17 protein-coding genes are annotated in these 18,188 nt (G+C 72.4%); 6 read left to right on the forward strand and 11 right to left on the reverse strand.

Annotated elements, in window-relative coordinates; translation table 11 throughout:
• Positions 1-18 precede the first annotated feature (18 nt).
• Positions 19-927, forward strand: coding sequence for a DUF3152 domain-containing protein (locus AC2RP6_RS17855; RefSeq protein ID WP_486447089.1), 909 nt, complete (start codon positions 19-21; stop codon positions 925-927).
• 53 nt (positions 928-980) lie between these two features.
• Complete coding sequence (locus tag AC2RP6_RS17860) at positions 981-1,472, forward strand: response regulator transcription factor (protein WP_486447090.1); 492 nt, start codon at positions 981-983, stop codon at positions 1,470-1,472.
• Here the strand turns inward: AC2RP6_RS17860 and AC2RP6_RS17865 are convergent.
• The 4 genes from AC2RP6_RS17865 to AC2RP6_RS17880 form a co-directional block, all read right to left on the reverse strand.
• Entirely contained in the window at positions 1,438-2,082 is a 645-nt protein-coding gene (locus tag AC2RP6_RS17865) for an imidazolonepropionase-like domain-containing protein (RefSeq protein WP_486447091.1), read from the reverse strand. The two genes, AC2RP6_RS17860 and AC2RP6_RS17865, sit on opposite strands and share 35 nt — an antisense overlap.
• A gap of 13 nt (positions 2,083-2,095) precedes the next feature.
• Positions 2,096-3,295 carry a cyclic dehypoxanthinyl futalosine synthase gene (mqnC, locus tag AC2RP6_RS17870; RefSeq protein ID WP_486447092.1) on the reverse strand — a complete coding sequence of 400 codons (1,200 nt, stop codon included), beginning with the start codon at positions 3,293-3,295 and terminating at the stop codon, positions 2,096-2,098.
• A 77-nt stretch (positions 3,296-3,372) separates the two neighbouring features.
• Entirely contained in the window at positions 3,373-5,199 is a 1,827-nt protein-coding gene (locus tag AC2RP6_RS17875; RefSeq protein WP_486447093.1) for a protein kinase domain-containing protein, read from the reverse strand.
• A 193-nt stretch (positions 5,200-5,392) separates the two neighbouring features.
• Positions 5,393-6,256, reverse strand: coding sequence for a menaquinone biosynthetic enzyme MqnA/MqnD family protein (locus AC2RP6_RS17880; RefSeq protein ID WP_030653407.1), 864 nt, complete (start codon positions 6,254-6,256; stop codon positions 5,393-5,395).
• Positions 6,257-6,493: 237 nt separating this feature from the next.
• Here AC2RP6_RS17880 and AC2RP6_RS17885 point away from each other — a divergent pair, with 237 nt between their 5' ends.
• Positions 6,494-6,697 carry a cold-shock protein gene (locus tag AC2RP6_RS17885; RefSeq protein ID WP_007265804.1) on the forward strand — a complete coding sequence of 68 codons (204 nt, stop codon included), beginning with the start codon at positions 6,494-6,496 and terminating at the stop codon, positions 6,695-6,697.
• Between the two features lie 199 nt (positions 6,698-6,896).
• On the opposite strand, the gene AC2RP6_RS17890 is transcribed toward AC2RP6_RS17885, so the two are convergent.
• Complete coding sequence (locus AC2RP6_RS17890) at positions 6,897-8,579, reverse strand: lytic transglycosylase domain-containing protein (protein ID WP_486447094.1); 1,683 nt, start codon at positions 8,577-8,579, stop codon at positions 6,897-6,899.
• 397 nt (positions 8,580-8,976) lie between these two features.
• On the opposite strand from AC2RP6_RS17890, the gene AC2RP6_RS17895 reads away from it, so the two are divergent.
• Entirely contained in the window at positions 8,977-9,567 is a 591-nt protein-coding gene (locus AC2RP6_RS17895) for a dihydrofolate reductase family protein (RefSeq protein ID WP_486447095.1), read from the forward strand.
• Positions 9,568-9,572: 5 nt separating this feature from the next.
• On the opposite strand, the gene AC2RP6_RS17900 is transcribed toward AC2RP6_RS17895, so the two are convergent.
• The gene (locus AC2RP6_RS17900; RefSeq protein WP_486447096.1) at positions 9,573-10,121 is read right to left on the reverse strand and encodes a hypothetical protein; all 549 of its coding nucleotides are present in this window, start codon (positions 10,119-10,121) and stop codon (positions 9,573-9,575) included.
• A 781-nt stretch (positions 10,122-10,902) separates the two neighbouring features.
• Complete coding sequence (locus AC2RP6_RS17905; RefSeq protein ID WP_486447097.1) at positions 10,903-11,160, reverse strand: hypothetical protein; 258 nt, start codon at positions 11,158-11,160, stop codon at positions 10,903-10,905.
• 293 nt (positions 11,161-11,453) lie between these two features.
• Here AC2RP6_RS17905 and AC2RP6_RS17910 point away from each other — a divergent pair, with 293 nt between their 5' ends.
• Positions 11,454-12,212: a GntR family transcriptional regulator gene (locus AC2RP6_RS17910; protein WP_486447098.1), complete on the forward strand. Its 759-nt coding sequence runs from the start codon at positions 11,454-11,456 to the stop codon at positions 12,210-12,212.
• A 591-nt stretch (positions 12,213-12,803) separates the two neighbouring features.
• Complete coding sequence (locus AC2RP6_RS17915) at positions 12,804-12,974, forward strand: hypothetical protein (RefSeq protein ID WP_486447099.1); 171 nt, start codon at positions 12,804-12,806, stop codon at positions 12,972-12,974.
• Positions 12,975-13,020: 46 nt separating this feature from the next.
• Here the strand turns inward: AC2RP6_RS17915 and AC2RP6_RS17920 are convergent, their stop codons facing one another.
• The 4 genes from AC2RP6_RS17920 to AC2RP6_RS17935 form a co-directional block, all read right to left on the reverse strand.
• Complete coding sequence (locus AC2RP6_RS17920) at positions 13,021-14,388, reverse strand: MFS transporter (RefSeq protein ID WP_486450365.1); 1,368 nt, start codon at positions 14,386-14,388, stop codon at positions 13,021-13,023.
• A 273-nt stretch (positions 14,389-14,661) separates the two neighbouring features.
• Complete coding sequence (locus tag AC2RP6_RS17925) at positions 14,662-15,147, reverse strand: MarR family winged helix-turn-helix transcriptional regulator (protein WP_486447100.1); 486 nt, start codon at positions 15,145-15,147, stop codon at positions 14,662-14,664.
• An 88-nt stretch (positions 15,148-15,235) separates the two neighbouring features.
• Positions 15,236-17,110, reverse strand: a complete 1,875-nt coding sequence (locus tag AC2RP6_RS17930) for an AMP-dependent synthetase/ligase (protein WP_486450366.1) — start codon at positions 17,108-17,110, stop codon at positions 15,236-15,238.
• A gap of 77 nt (positions 17,111-17,187) precedes the next feature.
• Complete coding sequence (locus tag AC2RP6_RS17935) at positions 17,188-18,141, reverse strand: DUF1648 domain-containing protein (protein WP_486447101.1); 954 nt, start codon at positions 18,139-18,141, stop codon at positions 17,188-17,190.
• Positions 18,142-18,188 lie beyond the last annotated feature (47 nt).

Genomic DNA, 18,188 nt, shown 5'->3' on the forward strand with positions numbered 1-18,188 from the left:
CGAACAGGAAGCTTCACGATGCCGGCAGGCCATTCCACCGGTCGTTCCCGCCGTGACGGGCCGCGCGCCAGGCGCCGGGCCGAACGGCGCAGGCGGCTGCGGCGCACGATCCTCCTCGGCTCGGCCGCACTGGTCGCCGTCTCGGCGACCGCGTACGCGTTGCTGCCCGAGGACGACACCACCACGGCGGCCAAGGGCGGCACCGCCGCCCGGCCCGACGCACCGGCCGGGGAGGGCACCGACGCAGCGGGCAACCCGCTCCCGCAGGGCGGGGCGAAGTCCCCCGAACCCTCACCGTCCACCGCCGCCCCTTCGCAGCGGCCCGCGGGCTCGCCCTCGGCCTCCACCGGCGCCCCCGCGACGCCGGGCAAGCCCGGCACCTTCGCCGGATCGTCCGCCTCCGGCGGCGCGCAGGGCAAGGGGACGACCCGGCGCTGGCGACTGGAGGTCGAGGACGGCAGCGGGGTCGACCCCGAGGCGGCCGCCCGCTCGGTCGAGGCGATCCTCGGGGACCCGCGCGGCTGGACCAGGGACCCGCAGTACGGCTTCCAGCTCGTGGGAGCCGGCCAGCCGGTGGACTTCACCGTCAAGATCGCGACGCCCGGGACCACCGACCTCCTCTGCGACGTGGTCACCCCGGAACTCATCGGCGAGACCAACTGCCGGGTCGGTCACACCGTGGTGGTGAACCTCAAGCGCTGGAAGGAGGGTTCGCCGCAGTTCAGCGGCTCCGTGGAGGAGTACCGGGCGCTGATCGTCAACCACGAGGTCGGGCACGAGCTCGGCCGGGGCCACGAGGGCTGCCCGGGCCCCGGAAAGCCCGCACCGGCGATGATGCAGCAGATCAAGGGCCTGGGCGGATGCAAGTCCAACGCCTGGCCGTTCGACGCGCAGGGAACCTACCTGTCCGGTCCGTCCGTCCTCTAGGGCGGAGGGCGGCCGCCGGAGGGCCGCCCGGGGGGCATCGAGGAGTGGGAACCGTGCGCGTCGTCAGCTTCAGCGTCCCCACGTGGTTCCCCTCGTACGAGGAACCGGGCGGGCCGCCGGCGCCGCCGGGGTCGCGCGAGGATCCGGCGACGGAGGCGCTGCTGACCGAGCAGGAGTCCGCGGTGTTCCTGTGCCTGGCCACCGGCGCCTCCAACCGGGAACTCGCCGTGGAACTCCAACTGTCCGTCAGCACCGTCAAGTTCCACGTCGTGAACATACGGGCCAAGCTGGGCGGGATCAGCCGTCTCCAGGCCTGCCTGCTGGCCGCGCTCGCCCGCGAGGGCGGCCGCACGGCCGACATCCGCCCCGCGGTCGACGGACCCGCAGTCGTCGCACCCGCCTGCGGCAGACCCTCCGACGGCAGACCCGCGGACGGCAGACCCTCTGACGGCGGACCGGCCGACGGCCGGCGCCCCGGGGACGCGCGCCCCGCAGGGAGCGCCGCCGGACTCAGCGACGGCGGTGGAGCAGCCGTCCCCCGATGACCGTGGCCACGCACGTGGTCGCGCCCCGCTCCAGCAGCTCGGCCTCGTCCGCCACCGCGAACACCGCGAAGCGCGCCGCGGCGCCCGGCTCCAGCACCCCGTGGAAGGCCTCCGCCGCCGACTCCCGGCCCGCGAAGGGATCCAGGGCCGGCCGCCCCCCACTGGGCGCGGGCGGCAGGATCGTCAGCCCCGAGCGGGACACCGCCGTGCGCACCGCCGGCACCGTGAAGCGCCCGCACACCGCCACCACCCCGCGGGCCAGCAGCCGCTGCGTGCCGCGCCGGGCACTGTTGCCCCACCGCGGCTCGGTCAGCTTCAGGGCCTCCAGCGCCTCCGGTCCGCTGATCGGGTCGGCGCCGAGCTCCGTGACCTCGTACGGGTCGTCCGGGTAGTACGTCCGCTCCAGCAGCTCGTCCGCCCCGCGCACCAGCAGCCCCGGGGTGAGCACCCCGGGCCAGCGGCGGACCCGGGCGTGCGAGTGGGCCGCGCCGAGTTGCTCGTACCGGCCCACGTGGGCGATCCGGTCCCCGTCGACGAGGACCGCGCCGCCCTCCAGCGGGGCGGACCCCGGTCCGGTCACGAGGAGTTCGGCGGCGTGCAGCGTCAGCATCGTGTCGGACGCGTCAGTTCGCGGAGATGAGCTTCAGCTCGGGGTGCGCCGTGCCGCCCTCGATGGCGGTGGAGGAGATGTGCGAGACGACGCGGTCGTCGGCCGGGTCGTTCGCCGGGTCGTCGTGCACCAGCAGGTGCTCGTACGTCGTCGCGCGCTGCGCCGGCGTGCGGCCCGCCTTGCGGATCAGGTCGATGATCTCCTGGCGGTTGGAGCGGTGCCTGGCGCCGGCCGAGGAGACGACGTTCTCCTCCAGCATGATCGAGCCGAGGTCGTCCGCGCCGTAGTGCAGCGAGAGCTGGCCCGCCTCCTTGCCGACGGTCAGCCAGGAGCCCTGGATGTGGGCGATGTTGTCGAGGAACAGGCGCGCGATCGCGATCATGCGCAGGTACTCGAAGATCGTCGCCTGGGTGCGGCCCTTGAGGTGGTTGTTCTCGGGCTGGTACGTGTATGGGATGAAGGCGCGGAAGCCGCCCGTGCGGTCCTGCGTGTCCCGGATCATCGCGATGTGCTCGATGCGCTCGGCGTTGGTCTCGCCGGTGCCCATCAGCATGGTGGAGGTGGACTCCACGCCCAGCTCGTGGGCGATCTCCATGATCTCCAGCCAGCGCTCGCCGGACTCCTTCAGCGGGGCGATCGCCTTGCGCGGACGGGCCGGCAGCAGCTCGGCGCCGGCGCCCGCGAAGGAGTCCAGACCGGCCGCGTGGATGCGCCGGATGGCCTCCTGCGCCGTGACGCCCGAGATGCGGGCCATGTGCTCGACCTCGGACGCGCCGAGGGAGTGGATGACCAGCTGCGGGAAGTCCTTCTTGATGGCGGAGAAGTGGTGCTCGTAGTACTCGACGCCGTAGTCCGGGTGGTGCCCGCCCTGGAACATGATCTGGGTGCCGCCGAGCTCGACGGTCTCCGCGCAGCGGCGCAGGATGTCGTCGAGGTCGCGGGACCAGCCCTTCTTCGTGTCCTTGGGGGCCGCGTAGAAGGCGCAGAACTTGCACGCCGTGACGCACACGTTCGTGTAGTTGATGTTCCGCTCGATGATGTACGTCGCGATGTGCTCGGTACCGGCGTAGCGGCGGCGGCGCACCGCGTCGGCCGCCTGGCCGAGCGCGTGCAGCGGCGCGTGGCGGTAGAGGTCGAGCGCCTCTTCCTTGGTGATCCGGCCCCCCGCTGCGGCGCGGTCGAGGACAGACTGGAGAACGGCCTGGTCGGTCACCGGGAGTCACCTTTCGGCGGTGTGTCTGTGTCAAGGTCCGGACCGATCCAGCCTACGCCAGCCCCCGGCGGCGGTTTTCAGGGGCTGCGGGTGAGGTCTCCTTCGGGGTTCCCGGCCGGGGCGTCACCCGACTTGTAGTGGAGCGTTCCGTTGGGGTTGAGGGTGAAGCGCTCGTCGGTGGAGCCGTTGGAGCACACGCCCGGGGCCGGGTTGGGGCCGGCGGAGGTGTCCAGGACGAGGGAGCGGTCGGTGGCGGAGGCCAGCCGCCAGTCCCCGCTGCAGTCGGTCCCGAAGAGCGGCAGGACCGACTTGTCCCGGCCGACGACCTCACCGACCTTGCCGGCCTTGATGGTGATCTCGAATGCGGTGGAGAGTCCGGCGCGGGCGGTGGTGACCGTGCCCTTCCAGGTGCCGATCAACTCCTTGGGGACGTCGGTACGGCCCCCGGACGGTGCCGCGGAGCTCCCGCCGCCGGCGGTGGCCGAGGGGGCCGACGCGCCCGGCGCGGGCGAGGAGACGGAGGGCCGGGCCCCGGAGTCGGCCAGGTCCCGCTGGCCGCCCCCCTGCCCGGGCAGCAGGTCCAGGAAGTAGACCCCGCCGGACAGCACCGCGAGGACCGCCGCCGCGGCCAGGACGACGGTGCAGCTGAACCGGCGCCCCGCGGCGCGCACGGTGACCTGCCGCCCGTCGGGCGCGGTCCGCGGCGGCGGCGCCGCGCCGCCGGCATGCGGGGTCCCGCCCGCGGTCTCGGGCGGAGCGCCGTAGGGGCCTGCCGCAGCCCGGGCGGCGTACGGGGAGCCCGCGCCACGGCTGCCGTACGGGCCCGTGCTGTCGTACGGCCCCGTGCTGCCGTACGGGGCTCCGCTCCCGTACGAGGGGTCCGGCGCCCCGAAGCCCCCGCCGGCCGGGCCGTACGACCCGGCGGTGAACGGGACCGGGCCCGAGGCGGCCTCCGGGACTCCGGCTCCGGCGGGAGTCGGCCGGGCGTCCGCTCCGCCCCCGGCGGGCTCGGCCGGTCCGGCGTCCAGGTCCAGCAGGGCCACCGCGGCCCGGCTGGCCTCCTCGACCAGGGGCGCCGGGAGCCAGCCGGGGGCGCCGAGCGCCCCGGCGAGGGCGGCGGCGACCGCCTCGGGGGCGGGCCGGTCGGCGGCCGCCTTGGCCAGACAGGCCGCGATCAGGTCGCGCAGCTCCCCGGCCGGGAGTTCGCCGAGCTCGGGCGGCTCGTGGACCACCTTGTAGAGGAGGGTGGCGCTGTTGTCCCCGGTGAAGGGCGGCCGGCCGGTCGCCGCGAAGGCCAGGACGGCGCCGAGCGAGAACACGTCGGCGGCTCCGGTGATCCCCTTGCCGAGGATCTGCTCCGGCGACATGTAACCGGGCGAGCCGATGGAGACACCGGTGGAGGTGAGCGAGGCGGTGCCGTCGGTGGCCCTCGCGATCCCGAAGTCGATCAGCCGCGGCCCGTCGAGGGTCAGCATCACGTTCGAGGGCTTCACGTCCCGGTGGACCAGGCCCAGCCCGTGCACGGCCACCAGGGCCCGGGCCAGGCCGGCGCCGACGGCCCGTACCGACGCCTCGGGGAGCGGCCCGTGCGCCGCGAGCGCGCGGTCCAGGGAGGGGCCCGCGACGTAACCGGTGGCCACCCACGGGACCGCGGCCTCGGGGTCCGCGTCCAGGACCGGTGCGGTCCACTCGCCGCCGACCCGCCGGGCCGCCTCGACCTCACGGCGGAACCGGGCCCGGAACTCCTCGTCGGAGGCGAAGTGCGGGTGCACGATCTTGACCGCGACGGTCCGGCCGCCCGCGCTGCGGCCCAGGTAGACCCGGCCCATGCCACCCGCGCCGAGCCGGCCGAGCAACCGGTACGCGCCGATGGTCCGCGGCTCACCGGCTTCCAGCGGTTGCATCGCGCCCCCCCAATTCCCCGTGATCCCGGGCGCCTTGTGGCACCGGGCGAGCAGCAGCCTAGTGGGCGGGGGCGCGCCGTCACCCTTTTGCATTTCCCCGCGCCCGGCGGAGAAATGCGGAAAGGGCGGGAATTCCCGGGAAACCGGGCATTCACCTGCCGGGCACTTAAGGTCTACCCGGCGGTAAACCCGGTCAGCACTCCTGGACCACCGCGCTCAGCAGCTCCACGGACACATCCGCGGGATACCCCGTCGTCGGTCCGGTCCGGCGGGCGAATTCCCGTACGCCGGCGAGCTGGTCGGGCCCGAAGCGGAAGTCGAGCGTCGTGAAGTACCGTTCCAGCAGCTCGGCGTCGAAGGCCTCCCAGCGGGCCGCCTGCTCGGCGACCTTGGTGACCTCTTCGAGGGAGAGGTCACGGGAGGCGAGGAAGGCCTCGTGGACCTTCTGCACGACGGCGGGCTCCTGGGCCAGGTAGTCCTTGCGGGCGGCCCAGACGGCGAACACGAACGGCAGCCCGGTCCACTCCTTCCACATGTGCCCCAGGTCGTGGACGGTCAGGCCCAGCCGCGGCGCGTCGTGGAGCGAAGCCCGCAGGGCGGCGTCGCCGATCAGTACGGCGGCGTCGGCCTCCTGCATCATCAGGCCCAGGTCGGGCGGGCAGGTGTAGTAGTCGGGCCGTACCCCGTACTGCTCGCTGAGCAGTAGCTGGGCCAGGCGTACGGACGTACGGGAGGTCGAGCCGAGGGCGACGCGGGCCCCGTCGAGCTGCTCCAGCGGGACCTGCGAGACGATCACGCACGACATCACGGGGCCGTCGCAGCCGACCGCGAGATCGGGGAAGGCGACGAGCCGGTCGGCGTTGCGGAGGAATTCGACGAGGGTGATCGGGGCGATGTCCAGCTCCCCGTCGACCAGCCTCTGGCTGAGCTTCTCGGGGGTGTCCTTGGTCAGCTCCAGGTCCAGCAGCGTGCCGGTTCTGGCGAGCCCCCAGTAGAGGGGCAGGCAGTTCAGGAACTGAATGTGGCCGACGCGGGGCCGGCTGCGGTAGACGTCCACATCGCGAGACTAGTCCTACGGTCTGCGTCAGCCTTGAGGCGGGTCTCAAACGTCCGGGTGACGTGATCTTTCCCTCTGGTCTCGGCCGCATGGTGCGTGCTAGGCTCGCCGCAAGTTGCAGTTTGGTTTCCCTTGCAGTACGAGGCCTGCGGAGAATGTGACCCGCAGGCTTTTGTAGTTTTCAGACTTCTTAGCAGGTTCTGGAGCAGGGCGACCCTTTGGCCCATAGGAGGGCTCATGGCTACCGGAACCGTGAAGTGGTTCAACGCTGAAAAGGGCTTCGGCTTCATCGCCCAGGACGGCGGCGGCCCGGATGTCTTCGTCCACTACTCCGCGATCAACGCCTCTGGCTTCCGCTCCCTCGAGGAGAACCAGCAGGTCAACTTCGACGTCACGCAGGGTCCGAAGGGCCCGCAGGCGGAGAACGTCACCCCGGCCTAGTCGCCAGGGCCAACCTCATCGCGGGTTGGAAAAGCAGTACCCAAGGAGCCCTGTCCCCTCTGCGCGAGCAGAGCGGCGGGGCTCCTGCCTTTTCCTCCTCTCCGGCGGGGGACGTGAAACGCCTCTGGGCCCGCACCGTGTGCACGGTGCGGGCCCAGAGGCGTATTGCGGGTGGAGCGGGTGGAGCGGGTGGAGCGGGTTACTTCGGGGTGGCGGCCGGGACCGGGGCCGTGATCTCGATGTCGAGGATCAGGGTCACGCCGTCCGGGGTGACCAGGCGGAGCTGGTAGGTGCCCGGGGCGAGGTCCTCGTCCGTGAACAGCTCCGGCAGGACGATCCGGCCGTCGGCGGCGGTGTCCGGCAGGTTGAGGCCGAAGACCTTCTTGCCGCTCGCGTCCTTGAAGTACGGGCCCTTCGCGGTCGCCGGGTCGGCCGGCACCCACTTTCCGTCCTTCTCCTGGCCGAAGCCGGCGACGACACCGGACACCGCGACGGCCTTGCCCTTGGCCGTGGCCCGGACCTCGATGCCCTTGACGCTCTTGCCGGCGACCGCCGCGAGCGGCTTCGAGCCGTCCGGGCGGGCGAGCAGGTCGGCGACCGGAGCCGTGACCTTGCCCGTGAAGCCGGCGGTGAGGCGGCTCGTGGTGTCGTAGGCCGAGACACGCAGGGTGAAGGTACCCGCCGTGGCGCCTGCCTTCAGGCCCGGCGCGGCGGCGGTGCCGTCGGCGCCCGTCTTGACCACCAGGGACTTCGACGTCCCGAAGAGGGTGCCGGGGGTGCCGGTGGCGTCCTCCTCGACCGCGAAGATCACTTCCCGGCCCGCGGCGGGCTTGCCGTCGCTGAGGAGCAGCTTGACCCGCGGGACGGTGGTGAAGGCCGCTCCCGTCTCGGCGGTGAGGCCCGGGCCGTCGAGGACCGTCAGGTCCTGCAGGTGCGGGGCCGGCTTCTCCGGAGTCGGAGTCGGGGTCGGGGTGGGGGTGGGCGTCGGGGTGGGGGTCGGCTTGGGGGTGGTCGACGGCGTCGGCTTGGGGGTCGGCGTCGGCGTGATCGGGTTCTGCGGGCGCGGCGTGGGCAGGGTGCCCGGCTGCGCCGGCGGGTAGTTCCCGACGGGCGGGTTGGCCACCTCGGTGGCGCCCTGCTGGTACTGCTTCATGTAGCCGAGCACGGTGTTCACGTACTCGCGGGAGGCGTTGTAGCTGAGGATCGCCCTGTCCAGCTCGGCGGCCACCGACAGGTCCCGGTCGCCCGCACAGAGGTAGAGGCCGGCGCCCAGCGCCGCGTCGTAGATGTTGTTCGGGTCGCGCTTGGCGTCGCCGTTGCCGTCGGCGCCCCAGGTGCGCCAGGTCGACGGAATGAACTGCATGGGGCCGACGGCACGGTCGTAGACCACGTCCGCGTCCCACTCGCCCCGGTCGGTGTCGCGGATCTCGGCGAAGCCGTTGCCGTCGAGGCGCGGGCCGCGGATCGGCTTCTCGGTGTAGCCGTCGGCCTTGAGGCCGTAGCCGGAGGCGTGGACGGACTCGACCCGGCCGATGCCCGCGAGCAGCTGCCAGGGCAGCTTGCAGTTGGGGAGCGCGGCCGCCACGGCCACCTCGGCACGGTTGTAGGCGTCGAGGGCGGTCGCGGGTATCCCGCTCGTGCCCTCCTGCGCGCCCGTGCCCGTGCCTGCGGCGGGCGGCGGGTCGGCGACGATGTCCGGCAGGTCCAGCCGGGCGTCACCGCGATCGGTGGCCTGCGGACTGTCCGGGGTCGGTTCGGACTCTCCCGCATCCGCGGTCGAGGGTGTGGACACGACCGCGGCAGTGGTCAGGCTGGCCGCGAGCGCGGCCGTGCACAGGACCTTGCGCGAGGTGTTGACGAGGTGGCGGTGAAGCGGCTTCACAGTGCGGCAATCCCCCCAAGGAGCCGTTCAGAGGTATACGGCCGGAGCGACCGCGAATATCCACTGTCTATCAGGTATTCCGACCCGACTCGCCGTGCGCCCGGCAGATGTGGCGCACCATTCGTCTTGCGTTTGGCGGGGTCTGACGACAGAACGGACAACGCTGTCAACTCTCCGTCCGAAATGGCCTGATGACAACCTATTTCCAGCCAGATCCCGCCCGTTCGAATGGCCGAACACATCTGCGGATCTCGGGCGGGTTCCTCACGCCCTCGCGCAGCACGCACGGCGATGTGACCCAGATCACGCAAGGAGAGTCGCGGCGACCGATACATTCCGCGGCGCCCGGCGGTCTCAGTTGCGTACGGACCGACCCGGACGGAAGAGGAACGCACTCATGCGCATCGTCATCACCGAATTCATCAGCCTCGACGGCGTCGTACAGGCCCCGGGCGGCCAGGGCGAGGACAACGACGGCGGCTTCGCGCACGGCGGCTGGTCGCACCCCTTCTTCGACCCGGAGGTCGTCGGCGGCTCCTTCACCGAGGCCCTGGAGAAGGCGGACGCGCTGCTCTTCGGACGCCGCACCTGGCAGAACATGGCAGCGGCCTGGCCCGAGCGGGCCGGCGACCCCTTCGCGGACCGGATGAACAGCGTCCCGAAGTACGTGGTCTCGCGAACCCTGGGCGACGACGAACTGACCTGGACCAACACCACGCGCATCGACGGCTCCGAGGCCGTCGCCCGTATCCGCGAGCTGCGCGACGGCCAGGGCGGCGACCTGGTCGTCATGGGCAGCCCGACCCTCGTACGCACCCTGCTGGGCGAGGGCCTCGTCGACGAACTCCGGCTCATGATCATGCCGGTGCTGCTCGGCGGCGGTAAGTCGATCTTCCCGGAGGACGGCGGCCTGCACACGCTGGAACTCGCCTCAACGGCCATCAGCCCCGCGGGCGTGCACGTGTGCACCTACCGCCCGGCGGCCTGACGGGGTCAGAAGACGGCGGTCGCGATCCCGACCAGGAGCCCGGCCGCCGCCGCCAGCACGACGGCGGCGAACAGGCCGACCAGGGACAGCAGGAAGTAGCCGTCACCGTCGGCGATTTCGCCGCTGCGCGCGCAGGCGAACAGCCAGGCGGCGAGGGCCAGGAACGGCACGAGCAGCAGGCCGGTGGCCGAGCCGAAGTTGAACACGGCGGTCCCCGACAGCTCGTACGCCCTGCCCCTCGCCGTCCGCACCTCCACCCTGGCGCCCCGCCGGTACTCTTCGGCGGCGGTGTCGAGCACGATCTCGCGCGCCGCCTCCCCGGGCCGGCGGGGCGTGTACCAGCCCGTGCAGTCCGTACCGGTCGTATAGCCCTCGGCGTCGGCGGCCTCGTAGCACCGGCTGACCGAGACGACCCCGTCGACGGGCCCGAAGCCGAGCACGGCCCCCAGCTGCGGCCCGGGCAGCACCCACAGCAGCCACCCGGCCACCGCGAGCGTCCCCACGACCCCGGCCCCGGCCACGCCCCGCCCCAACCCCCGCACAACAGCGCGCACGACGCCCCCTCTCCCGTGCAGGCGATACCCACGGGACGCCCGCGATAACGCACGGGGCGGGGGGCGGGGGCTACGAGGGGGCGGGGACTACGGGGGGCGGGGGCTACGGGGGGCGGGAGCTACGGGGGGCGGGAGCTACGAGGGGGGCCAACCACGGCGCGGCGGGGGCTTCGGGAGGGCGGGATCCACTCGGCCGGCATCAGAGCTGTCCTGGGGTTTCCCGTCAGTCCCATCGTCTTCCGTGTCGGGCCGGCCCCTCAAGGGCGCTCCCTGCGGTCGCGTCACTGCGTGATGGCCTTCGGCCACCCTTGACCGCCCGCCCCGCCACGGAAAGTCGAGGACTGTCGGGAAGCCCCCAGAAGAACGGGCCGGGCGTCCCGCTCCAGGGACGGGCACCTCAGCGACGCGAGCCGGTGGTCGGGGTGCGCCTCAGATCGCTACGCGCTCCTGCCAGACGGCGTCCGCGAGCCCCTTGGGCTGGTCATAAGCCGCCACCAATCGCTACGCGCTCCTCGACGACGGCGTCAGCGAGTCCCTGCGGCTGGGCATAAGCCGCCATCTGTCGCGCATGCTTCTCCCTCACGCGTCTGCGGTCCGTCCGGGGCTGGACAGAAGCCGCAGAAAGCGTTCCCCTTCTCCCCACGGACGGCGTCCGGCGCTTGTTCGTGGCCGGGAGGGCGAAATCGGCGGGAGGGAAGGCAATCCATCGGCCCAGCCGAGGCCAACCCCGGACAAGGCGATGATGGGATCCCATCCGCCGGTACAGACAGGGGCAATCAGGTCAGATCGACGGCCTTCTCAGGCGGCCACCCCTGCACAGGTGGATTGATATCACCTCAGCCTTTTCTCCGCTTGGGGCAGGCACGATGTTGTTGGCCGAAGTCGTGAACTCGCGTCCGGATGCGCCCCGAACGTAGGCGAGCTCCACCCAGCGCTCGACGCTGGCGTCCGAGACGTTTTCATTGATCACGGCCATCAGCTCACCCTCAACACCGGAGGCGATGTCGCGTACGCGGCGCCCCAGGAGCCGGTGCGGCACGCACTCGTATCACTCACCCATCGAACGCCTCCTGCCAGGACTCAAGGAAGAGCTCCCCAACCGACCAGCGCCCGGTCCAGAAGATCCGCACTGGGCTCGACGACCTCTACACCTGTGGGCGGATTACCCACGTCGGATTCACACACACCTTCCATCTCTCTAGAGATGTGTCAACTACAGCGGATTCGACCGCCCGAAGTCAAGAGATCTCTAGAGATCTAGCTCGATCGCGGTGCGTGCGGGTGGATACCCATGGCCCTAGGGTGTCTAGAGAGGAAAGGAGTGATCGGTTCATGACCAGCCAGGGCAGCGCCCGTCAGCCGAAGTACCAGCGGATCGCTGATGCGCTGAGGACGGCTATTCAGGCGGGTGAGTACGGCCCGGGAGATCGGCTGCCGGGCGAGAACGACCTCATGGCCACCTACGAGGTCGCGCGCATGACCGCACGTCAGGCGCTCGGCGTGCTGCAGAACGAGGGCATCGCCGAGGCACGCAAGGGTGCGGGCGTATTCGTACGAGCCTTCAAGCCCCTGCGACGGCGAGGTATCAAACGCCTGGCCCACGAACAGTGGGGCGCGGGGCGGTCCGTATGGTCCGACGACGCCGGAGACCGAGAGCTGGTCGTCGATCGCATCGCAGTGAACGAGGTACAGGCGGACGACCGTATCTCCACCGCGCTCGGCCTTCCGGCGGCCGCTCAGGTGTGGGTTCGCAACCGGCGCTTCGTCCTGGACGGCAAGCCCGTGTTGTTCGCGACGTCGTACCTGCCGTCGGACGTCGTCGGCGAATCCCCCATCACGCAGACCGACACCGGCCCCGGTGGGGCGTACGCCCGATTGGCAGAACTGGGGCATGCGCCCGTTCATTTCCGCGAGGAAATCCGCTCTCGGATGCCCTCGGCCGACGAGGCCGAGCGGCTCGCACTCTCCATGGGCACACCCGTCATCCAGATCATCCGCACCGCCTTCACCGAAAGTGGACGTGCCGTCGAGATCAACGAAATGACCTTGGACTCCGCCTCCTACGTACTCGAGTACGACTTCGACCCCTGACCCTCGCCCCAGCCCCGGACGGATCGCAGACGCGTGCACGACGGGCCGCGGCCTATGTCCAGCCCACGGGGCTCGCAGGCGCCGTCTTCGAGGAGCGCGTAGCGATCGATGGCGGCTTATGCCCAGCCCTCGGGGTCTGCGGACGCCGTCTTCGAGGAGCGCGTAGCGATGTGGGGCGCACCCCAACCACCGGTCCGCATCTGTGACCTGCCCGTCCCTGGAACGGAACGCCCGGCCCGTTCTTCTGGGGGCTTCCCGACAGTCCTCGACTTTCCGTGGCGGGACGGGCGGTCAAGGGTGGCCGAAGGCCATCGCGTAGCGACGCGACCGTAGGGAGCGCCCTTGAGGGGCCGGCCCGACGCGGAAGACGATGGGACTGACGGGAAACCCCAGGACATCTCCGATGCCGGTCCAGTGGGTCCCGCTCCCCGGCGCCCCCGCTCGGCGGAGGCGGGTCGTGGGGTGGGTGTCAAGGCACGACTTGCCGTGGCGTGACGGGGTGGGGGCGGTGGGGCGCAATGGTCGTACCAGGTTCGGCCACCCGCCACGGGCCGGCCGGACGCCACCGCCCTCACCCCCACGGAGTACGTCATGACCAGCATCCACCGCCTCGCCCTGCTCAAGGCCGCCATCGCCGTGGGAGCCCTGCGGGTGGCGCCCGGCCTGATCGGAGACGCCAGGGAGCGCGCCGCCACCGGCACGCTCGTCCCCATGCGACCCGCTTCCCGGGGCGCGCCCGCGTCCACCGGAAGGGTCGCCTGACGCGTCGGCGGGACCGCCCCTCCTACGGGCCGGTCCCGCCGGCGCGTCAGGGGGCGAGGGACCGGGCCGGGCGGCGCAGGACGGTGGCGGCCACGGCGAGGGCGGTGACGAGGAGGCCCGCGCCGACCGCGAAGGCCAGGTGGTAGCCGCCGGTCAGGGCCTCGGCCGCGGGGCGTCCCGCCGCGGTGAGGGACTCGGTGCGGGAGGCGGCCAGGGTGGACAGGGCCGCGACACCGAGGGCCATGCCGATCTGCTGGGTGGTGTTGAAGAGGCCGGAGGCAAGGCCCGCGTCCTCCGCCTCCGCGCCGGACATGCCCAGGGAGGTCAGGGCGGGCAGGGCGAGGCCGAAGCCGGCGGCGAGGAGCATGACGGGCAGCAGGTCGGTGAGGTAGTTCGCCTGTTCGGCACTGCCGGGTACCCGGATCAGCAGGCCGAGTACGCCGATCAGCAGGACGAGTCCGGCCAGCAGGACCCTGCGTTCGCCGAAGCGGGCGTTGAGGCGGGCCGAGACGGTGAGGGAGACCAGACCGATGACGGCGGCGGCCGGGAGCATCGCGAGCCCGGTCGCGCCGGCCCCGTAGCCGAGCACGTTCTGCAGGTAGAGCGCGACGAGGATCTGGAAGGAGAAGAGGGCGGCGACCATCAGCATCTGGACGAGGTTGGCGCCGGTCACGCTGCGGGAGCGGAAGATCCGCAACGGCATCAGCGGGGTGCGCGCGGTGGTCTGGCGGACGAGGAAGCCGGCGAGCAGGGCGAGGGAGAGGCCCCCGAGGCCGAGTGTGCGGGCCGAGGCCGCCCCGTACTGGTCGATCTTGACGACGGTGTAGATCCCGAGCATCAGGCCGGAGGTGACGAGCAGCGCGCCGGGGGTGTCCGCGCCGGCCTTGAGGCCGAGGCCGCGGTCGGCGGGGAGGGCCCGGAAGGCGACGAGGAGGGTCGCGATGCCGATGGGCAGGTTGATGAGGAAGATCCAGTTCCAGGTCAGCGCGTCGGTGAGGACGCCGCCGAGGACCTGGCCGATCGAGGCGCCGGCCGCGCCGGTGAAGCTGAAGACCGCGATGGCCCTGGCCCGTTCACGCGGCTCGGTGAAGAGCGTGACGAGGATGCCCAGGCTGACGGCGGAGGCCATCGCACTGCCGACGCCCTGGAGGAAGCGGGCGGCGATCAGGACCCCGGGGGAGGCGGCGGCGCCGGCCAGCAGCGAGGCGGCGGTGAAGAGTCCGGTGCCCGCGAGGAACATCCGCTTCCGGCCGATCAGGTCGCCGAGGCGGCCGGCGAGCAGGAGCAGCGAGCCGAAGGCGATGAGGTAGGCGTTGACGACCCAGCTCAGCCCGGCCGGGGTGAAGCCGAGGTCGCTCTGGATGGCCGGCATGGCGACGGTGACGATGCTGCCGTCGAGGACGGTCATCAGCATCCCGGTCGCCAGCACGCCGAGCGCGAGTCGCAGCCGGCGGGCGCCGTGCGCGTGCGGGGCGCGCGGTGCGGTCGCAGTCCCGTCGGGTGCGGTCGCGTGCGGCGCCCCGGGTTCCGGTGCGGTCACGTCCGGTGCGGCTGCTGGTGCGGAGGTGGTGGACACGGCGGTCTCTCCTGTCGTCGGGAGCCAACAGGAGAGACCGTAGCAGATAGTTTTGTTGCAGACTATCTTCTACGGATTGAGATGTGGGTCCACTGCCCCCGTCCCGTCACCTCACCCCTTCTGGCGCGCCCTCCGCGCCGGCCGCGGCCCCTCGACCGGCGTCTGCAGATGTCCCGTGACCAGCCGGCCCAGCGCGCGGAGCAGTACCTCCCGCTCGTCCGCCGGCAGGGAGTCCAGGGCTCCCGAGTGCACGCCGTCGACGATCTCCTGGCTCTTCTCGGCGACCTTCGCCCCCGCCTCCGTCACGGCGATGATCCGCGCCCGCCGGTCGGTGCTCGACGGCCGGCGCTCCGCCAGGCCGGCCTTCTCCAGCGCGTCGACCGTGACCACCATCGTGGTCTTGTCCATGTCCCCGATCTCGGCGAGCTGCGCCTGGGTGCGTTCCTCCTCCAGCGCGTGGACGAGTACGCAGTGCATGCGCGGGGTGAGCCCGATCTCGGCGAGCCGCGCGGCCATCCGGGTGCGGAGCACATGACTGGTGTGGTCCAGCAGGAAGGACAGGTCCGGTTCGGTGCGGGTGGGTGCCATGGCTGTCATGGCGGCCAGCCTAGCCAAAGTCGATCCGTCGCGGATTATCGACCAACGGACGACTGGCACCGCAGGCGGCCGACACCCAGGGGTGGCCTCAGCCCTCGCGCGGTCCTCGGTACAGCTCGTCGATGCGGTCGGCGTAGTCGCGGGCGATCGCGCCCCGCCGCAGTTTCAGCGACGGGGTCAGGTGGCCGCGCGCCTCGGTGAAGTCGCCCGGCAGGACGGCGAACCGGCGGATCGACTCGGCCCGCGACACCAGCTGGTTCGCCTCGTCGACGGCCCGCTGCAGGTCGGCGAGCAGCTCCTCGTCCCGGACGAGCTCCCGCATCGGCACGTTCTGCTTCTTCCGCATCTGGCGCCAGTGCCACAGCCCGTCCGGCTCCAGGGTGATCAGCGCGGCGATGTACGGCCGGTTGTCGCCGACGACCATGCACTGCCCGACCAGCGGGTGGGCCCGCAGCCAGTCCTCCAGCGGCGCGGGGGCCACGTTCTTGCCGCCGGAGGTGATGATCAGGTCCTTCTTGCGGCCGGTGATGGTGAGGTACCCGTCCGCGTCGAGCTCGCCGATGTCACCGGTGGCCAGCCAGCTGCCGTACGGGAGCGCCTGCCCGCTGTTCCAGTAGCCCGCGAAGACGTGCCGCCCGCCCAGCAGCACCTCCCCGTCGGGTGCGATGCGTACCGCCGTACCGGGCAGCGGCCAGCCCACCGTGCCCAGGCGCGGGCGCTGCGGCGGGGTGACGGTGCTGGCCCCGGTGGTCTCCGTGAGCCCGTAGCCCTCGAAGACCTCGATGCCGGCGCCGGTGTAGAAGGCGGCGAGCCGGCGCCCCAGCGGTGATCCGCCGCTCAGGACGTAGCGGACGCGCCCGCCGAGCGCGGCCCGGATCCGCCGGTAGACGAGCGGGTCGTACAGGGCCCGCGCGGCGCGCAGGACCGGCCCGGGCGCCTTGCCCTCGACGCTCTCGCCGATGCGGCGGGCGATGCGGGCGGCCCGGTCGAAGGAGGAGGCGCGGCCCATCTTCTCGGCGGTGGCGCGGGCGGTGTTGTAGACCTTTTCCAGCACGTAGGGGATGGCGAGCAGGAAGGTCGGGCGGAAGCCGGCGAGGTCGGCGAGGAGGTCCTCGGTACTGATGCTGGGCGCGTGGCCGAGCTTGACGCGGGCCCGCAGGCAGCCGACCGCGACCATCCGGCCGAAGACGTGGCTGAGCGGCAGGAACAGCAGGGTCGAGGCGGGGTCCTTGCTGGCCGACTTGAAGACGGGGTGGAGCAGCTCGATGGAGTTGTCCACCTCGGCGAAGAAGTTGGCGTGGGTGATGACGCAGCCCTTGGGCTGCCCGGTGGTGCCGGAGGTGTAGATGAGGGTGGCGACGGAGTCCGGGGTCCGTTTGGCGCGCCGCGCGTGGACGAGGGCGTCGGGAATGCGCTCCCCCGCCTTCACCAGACGGCCGATCGCGCCCGTGTCGAACTCCCAGAGGTGGGTCATCCAGGGCAGGTTGGCCCGTTCGGAGCTGATGATGCGGGCTTGCGCGGTGTCCTCGACGGCGCAGGCCACGGCGCCGGAGTCCTGGATGATCCAGCGTGCCTGGAGGGCGGAGGAGGTGGGGTAGATCGGTACGGTGACCAGGCCCGCGGCCCATCCGGCGAAGTCGAGCAGGGTCCACTCGTAGGTCGTGCGGGCCATGATGGCGAGCCGGTCGCCCTCGCGCAGCCCCTCGGCGATCAGGCCTTTGGCGACGGCGAGGACCTCGGCCGCGAACTCGGCGGCCGTGACGTCACGCCAGGTCCCGTCGGCCGTCTTGCGGGCGAGTACGGCCTCCTGCGGGGCCTGGGCGGCGTTCTCGAAGGGGATGTCCCCGAGGGAGCCGTGCGCGGGAACCGCGGCCAGTGCGGGCACCCGTACCTCGCGCACCACTCCGTCGACGACCGTCCGGACGGGCTCCACCAGCTTCGGCTCCGCTTCCACGGCGCACACTCCTCGGCTCACACGAGTGTTACCGCCGGTAATTTACGGAGGGGTCACCCCGCCCGACCAGCCCCGGGAGCCGTTCTTCACCGACGCTCCACTCCGCCACCGCCGCCACCGCACCGCGCGAAAGAATTGAGGAGGGCCGCTCCCCGCGCCGCGTCGTCCACGCTCACCGCGAAGTCCTTGCCCCCGGCCCGGACCACCAGGCACTCGCCGGCCCGCAGCATCACCGTCGTACCGAGTCCGCTCAGCCGGTAGCCCCAGCCGCCGACCTGCGCCGGCCGGCGCTCCTCGACCCGGGCCGACTCGACCGCGGCCGCCGGCCAGCGGCGTACGGGCCATCCGAACGGGCCGAAGGCGACCTCCAGGCCCTCTCCCGTGACGCGCGCCCGTACGGAGGAGCACGCGAGGACCGCCAGGGCCGCGCAGGCGAGCGGCACCACGAACCACACCGGCACGGCCCCCGGTCCGGCCACCAGCCCGCCCGCCCCGGCGACCGCACCGGCGGCCGCGGCGGCCCCCAGCACGGCGGCGGTCAGGCGGAGCCACGGGTTCGACGTCTGCGCGAGCCATACGAGCCGCTCACCGTCGGGAAGGTCCATGACGGGGCCGCGGGCCGGCGGGCGGCCGTCGCCCGGCACCCCCGCCCGCCGGTCGATGAACCACCCGGCCACGGCGGCCGCCGCGACCGCGGCGCACACCGCCGCCACCACGCGGGCGTCCGGCAGGTCCGCCCGGCGCCAGTCCTCCTGGTCCAGGTTGGCACGTACGACCACCGCCTGCGCGCCGGCCAGGGCCGCACCGCCGGGCAGCAGTGCGGTCGCGGCCCAGGCGCGGGCGGCCGCGAACGCGGCGACCCCGAGGACCAGTACGGCCCACACCGCCACCGGGAATGCCATCGCGCCGGCGAACGAGGAGGCTCCGTCGGGCACGCCCGACGGGCCGCCCCAGTGCGTGGCCATCGGCTCGGGCAACCGCCCGCGCGCCGCCAGCGGCAGCGCGACCAGCACCACCGGTATCCCGGCCGCCCAGCCCACTAATCCCCAAGCCCTGCTCCTGCTCCTGCTCCTGCCCCTGCCGTCGT

Source organism: Streptomyces sp. WAC03905 (assembly GCF_057371075.1).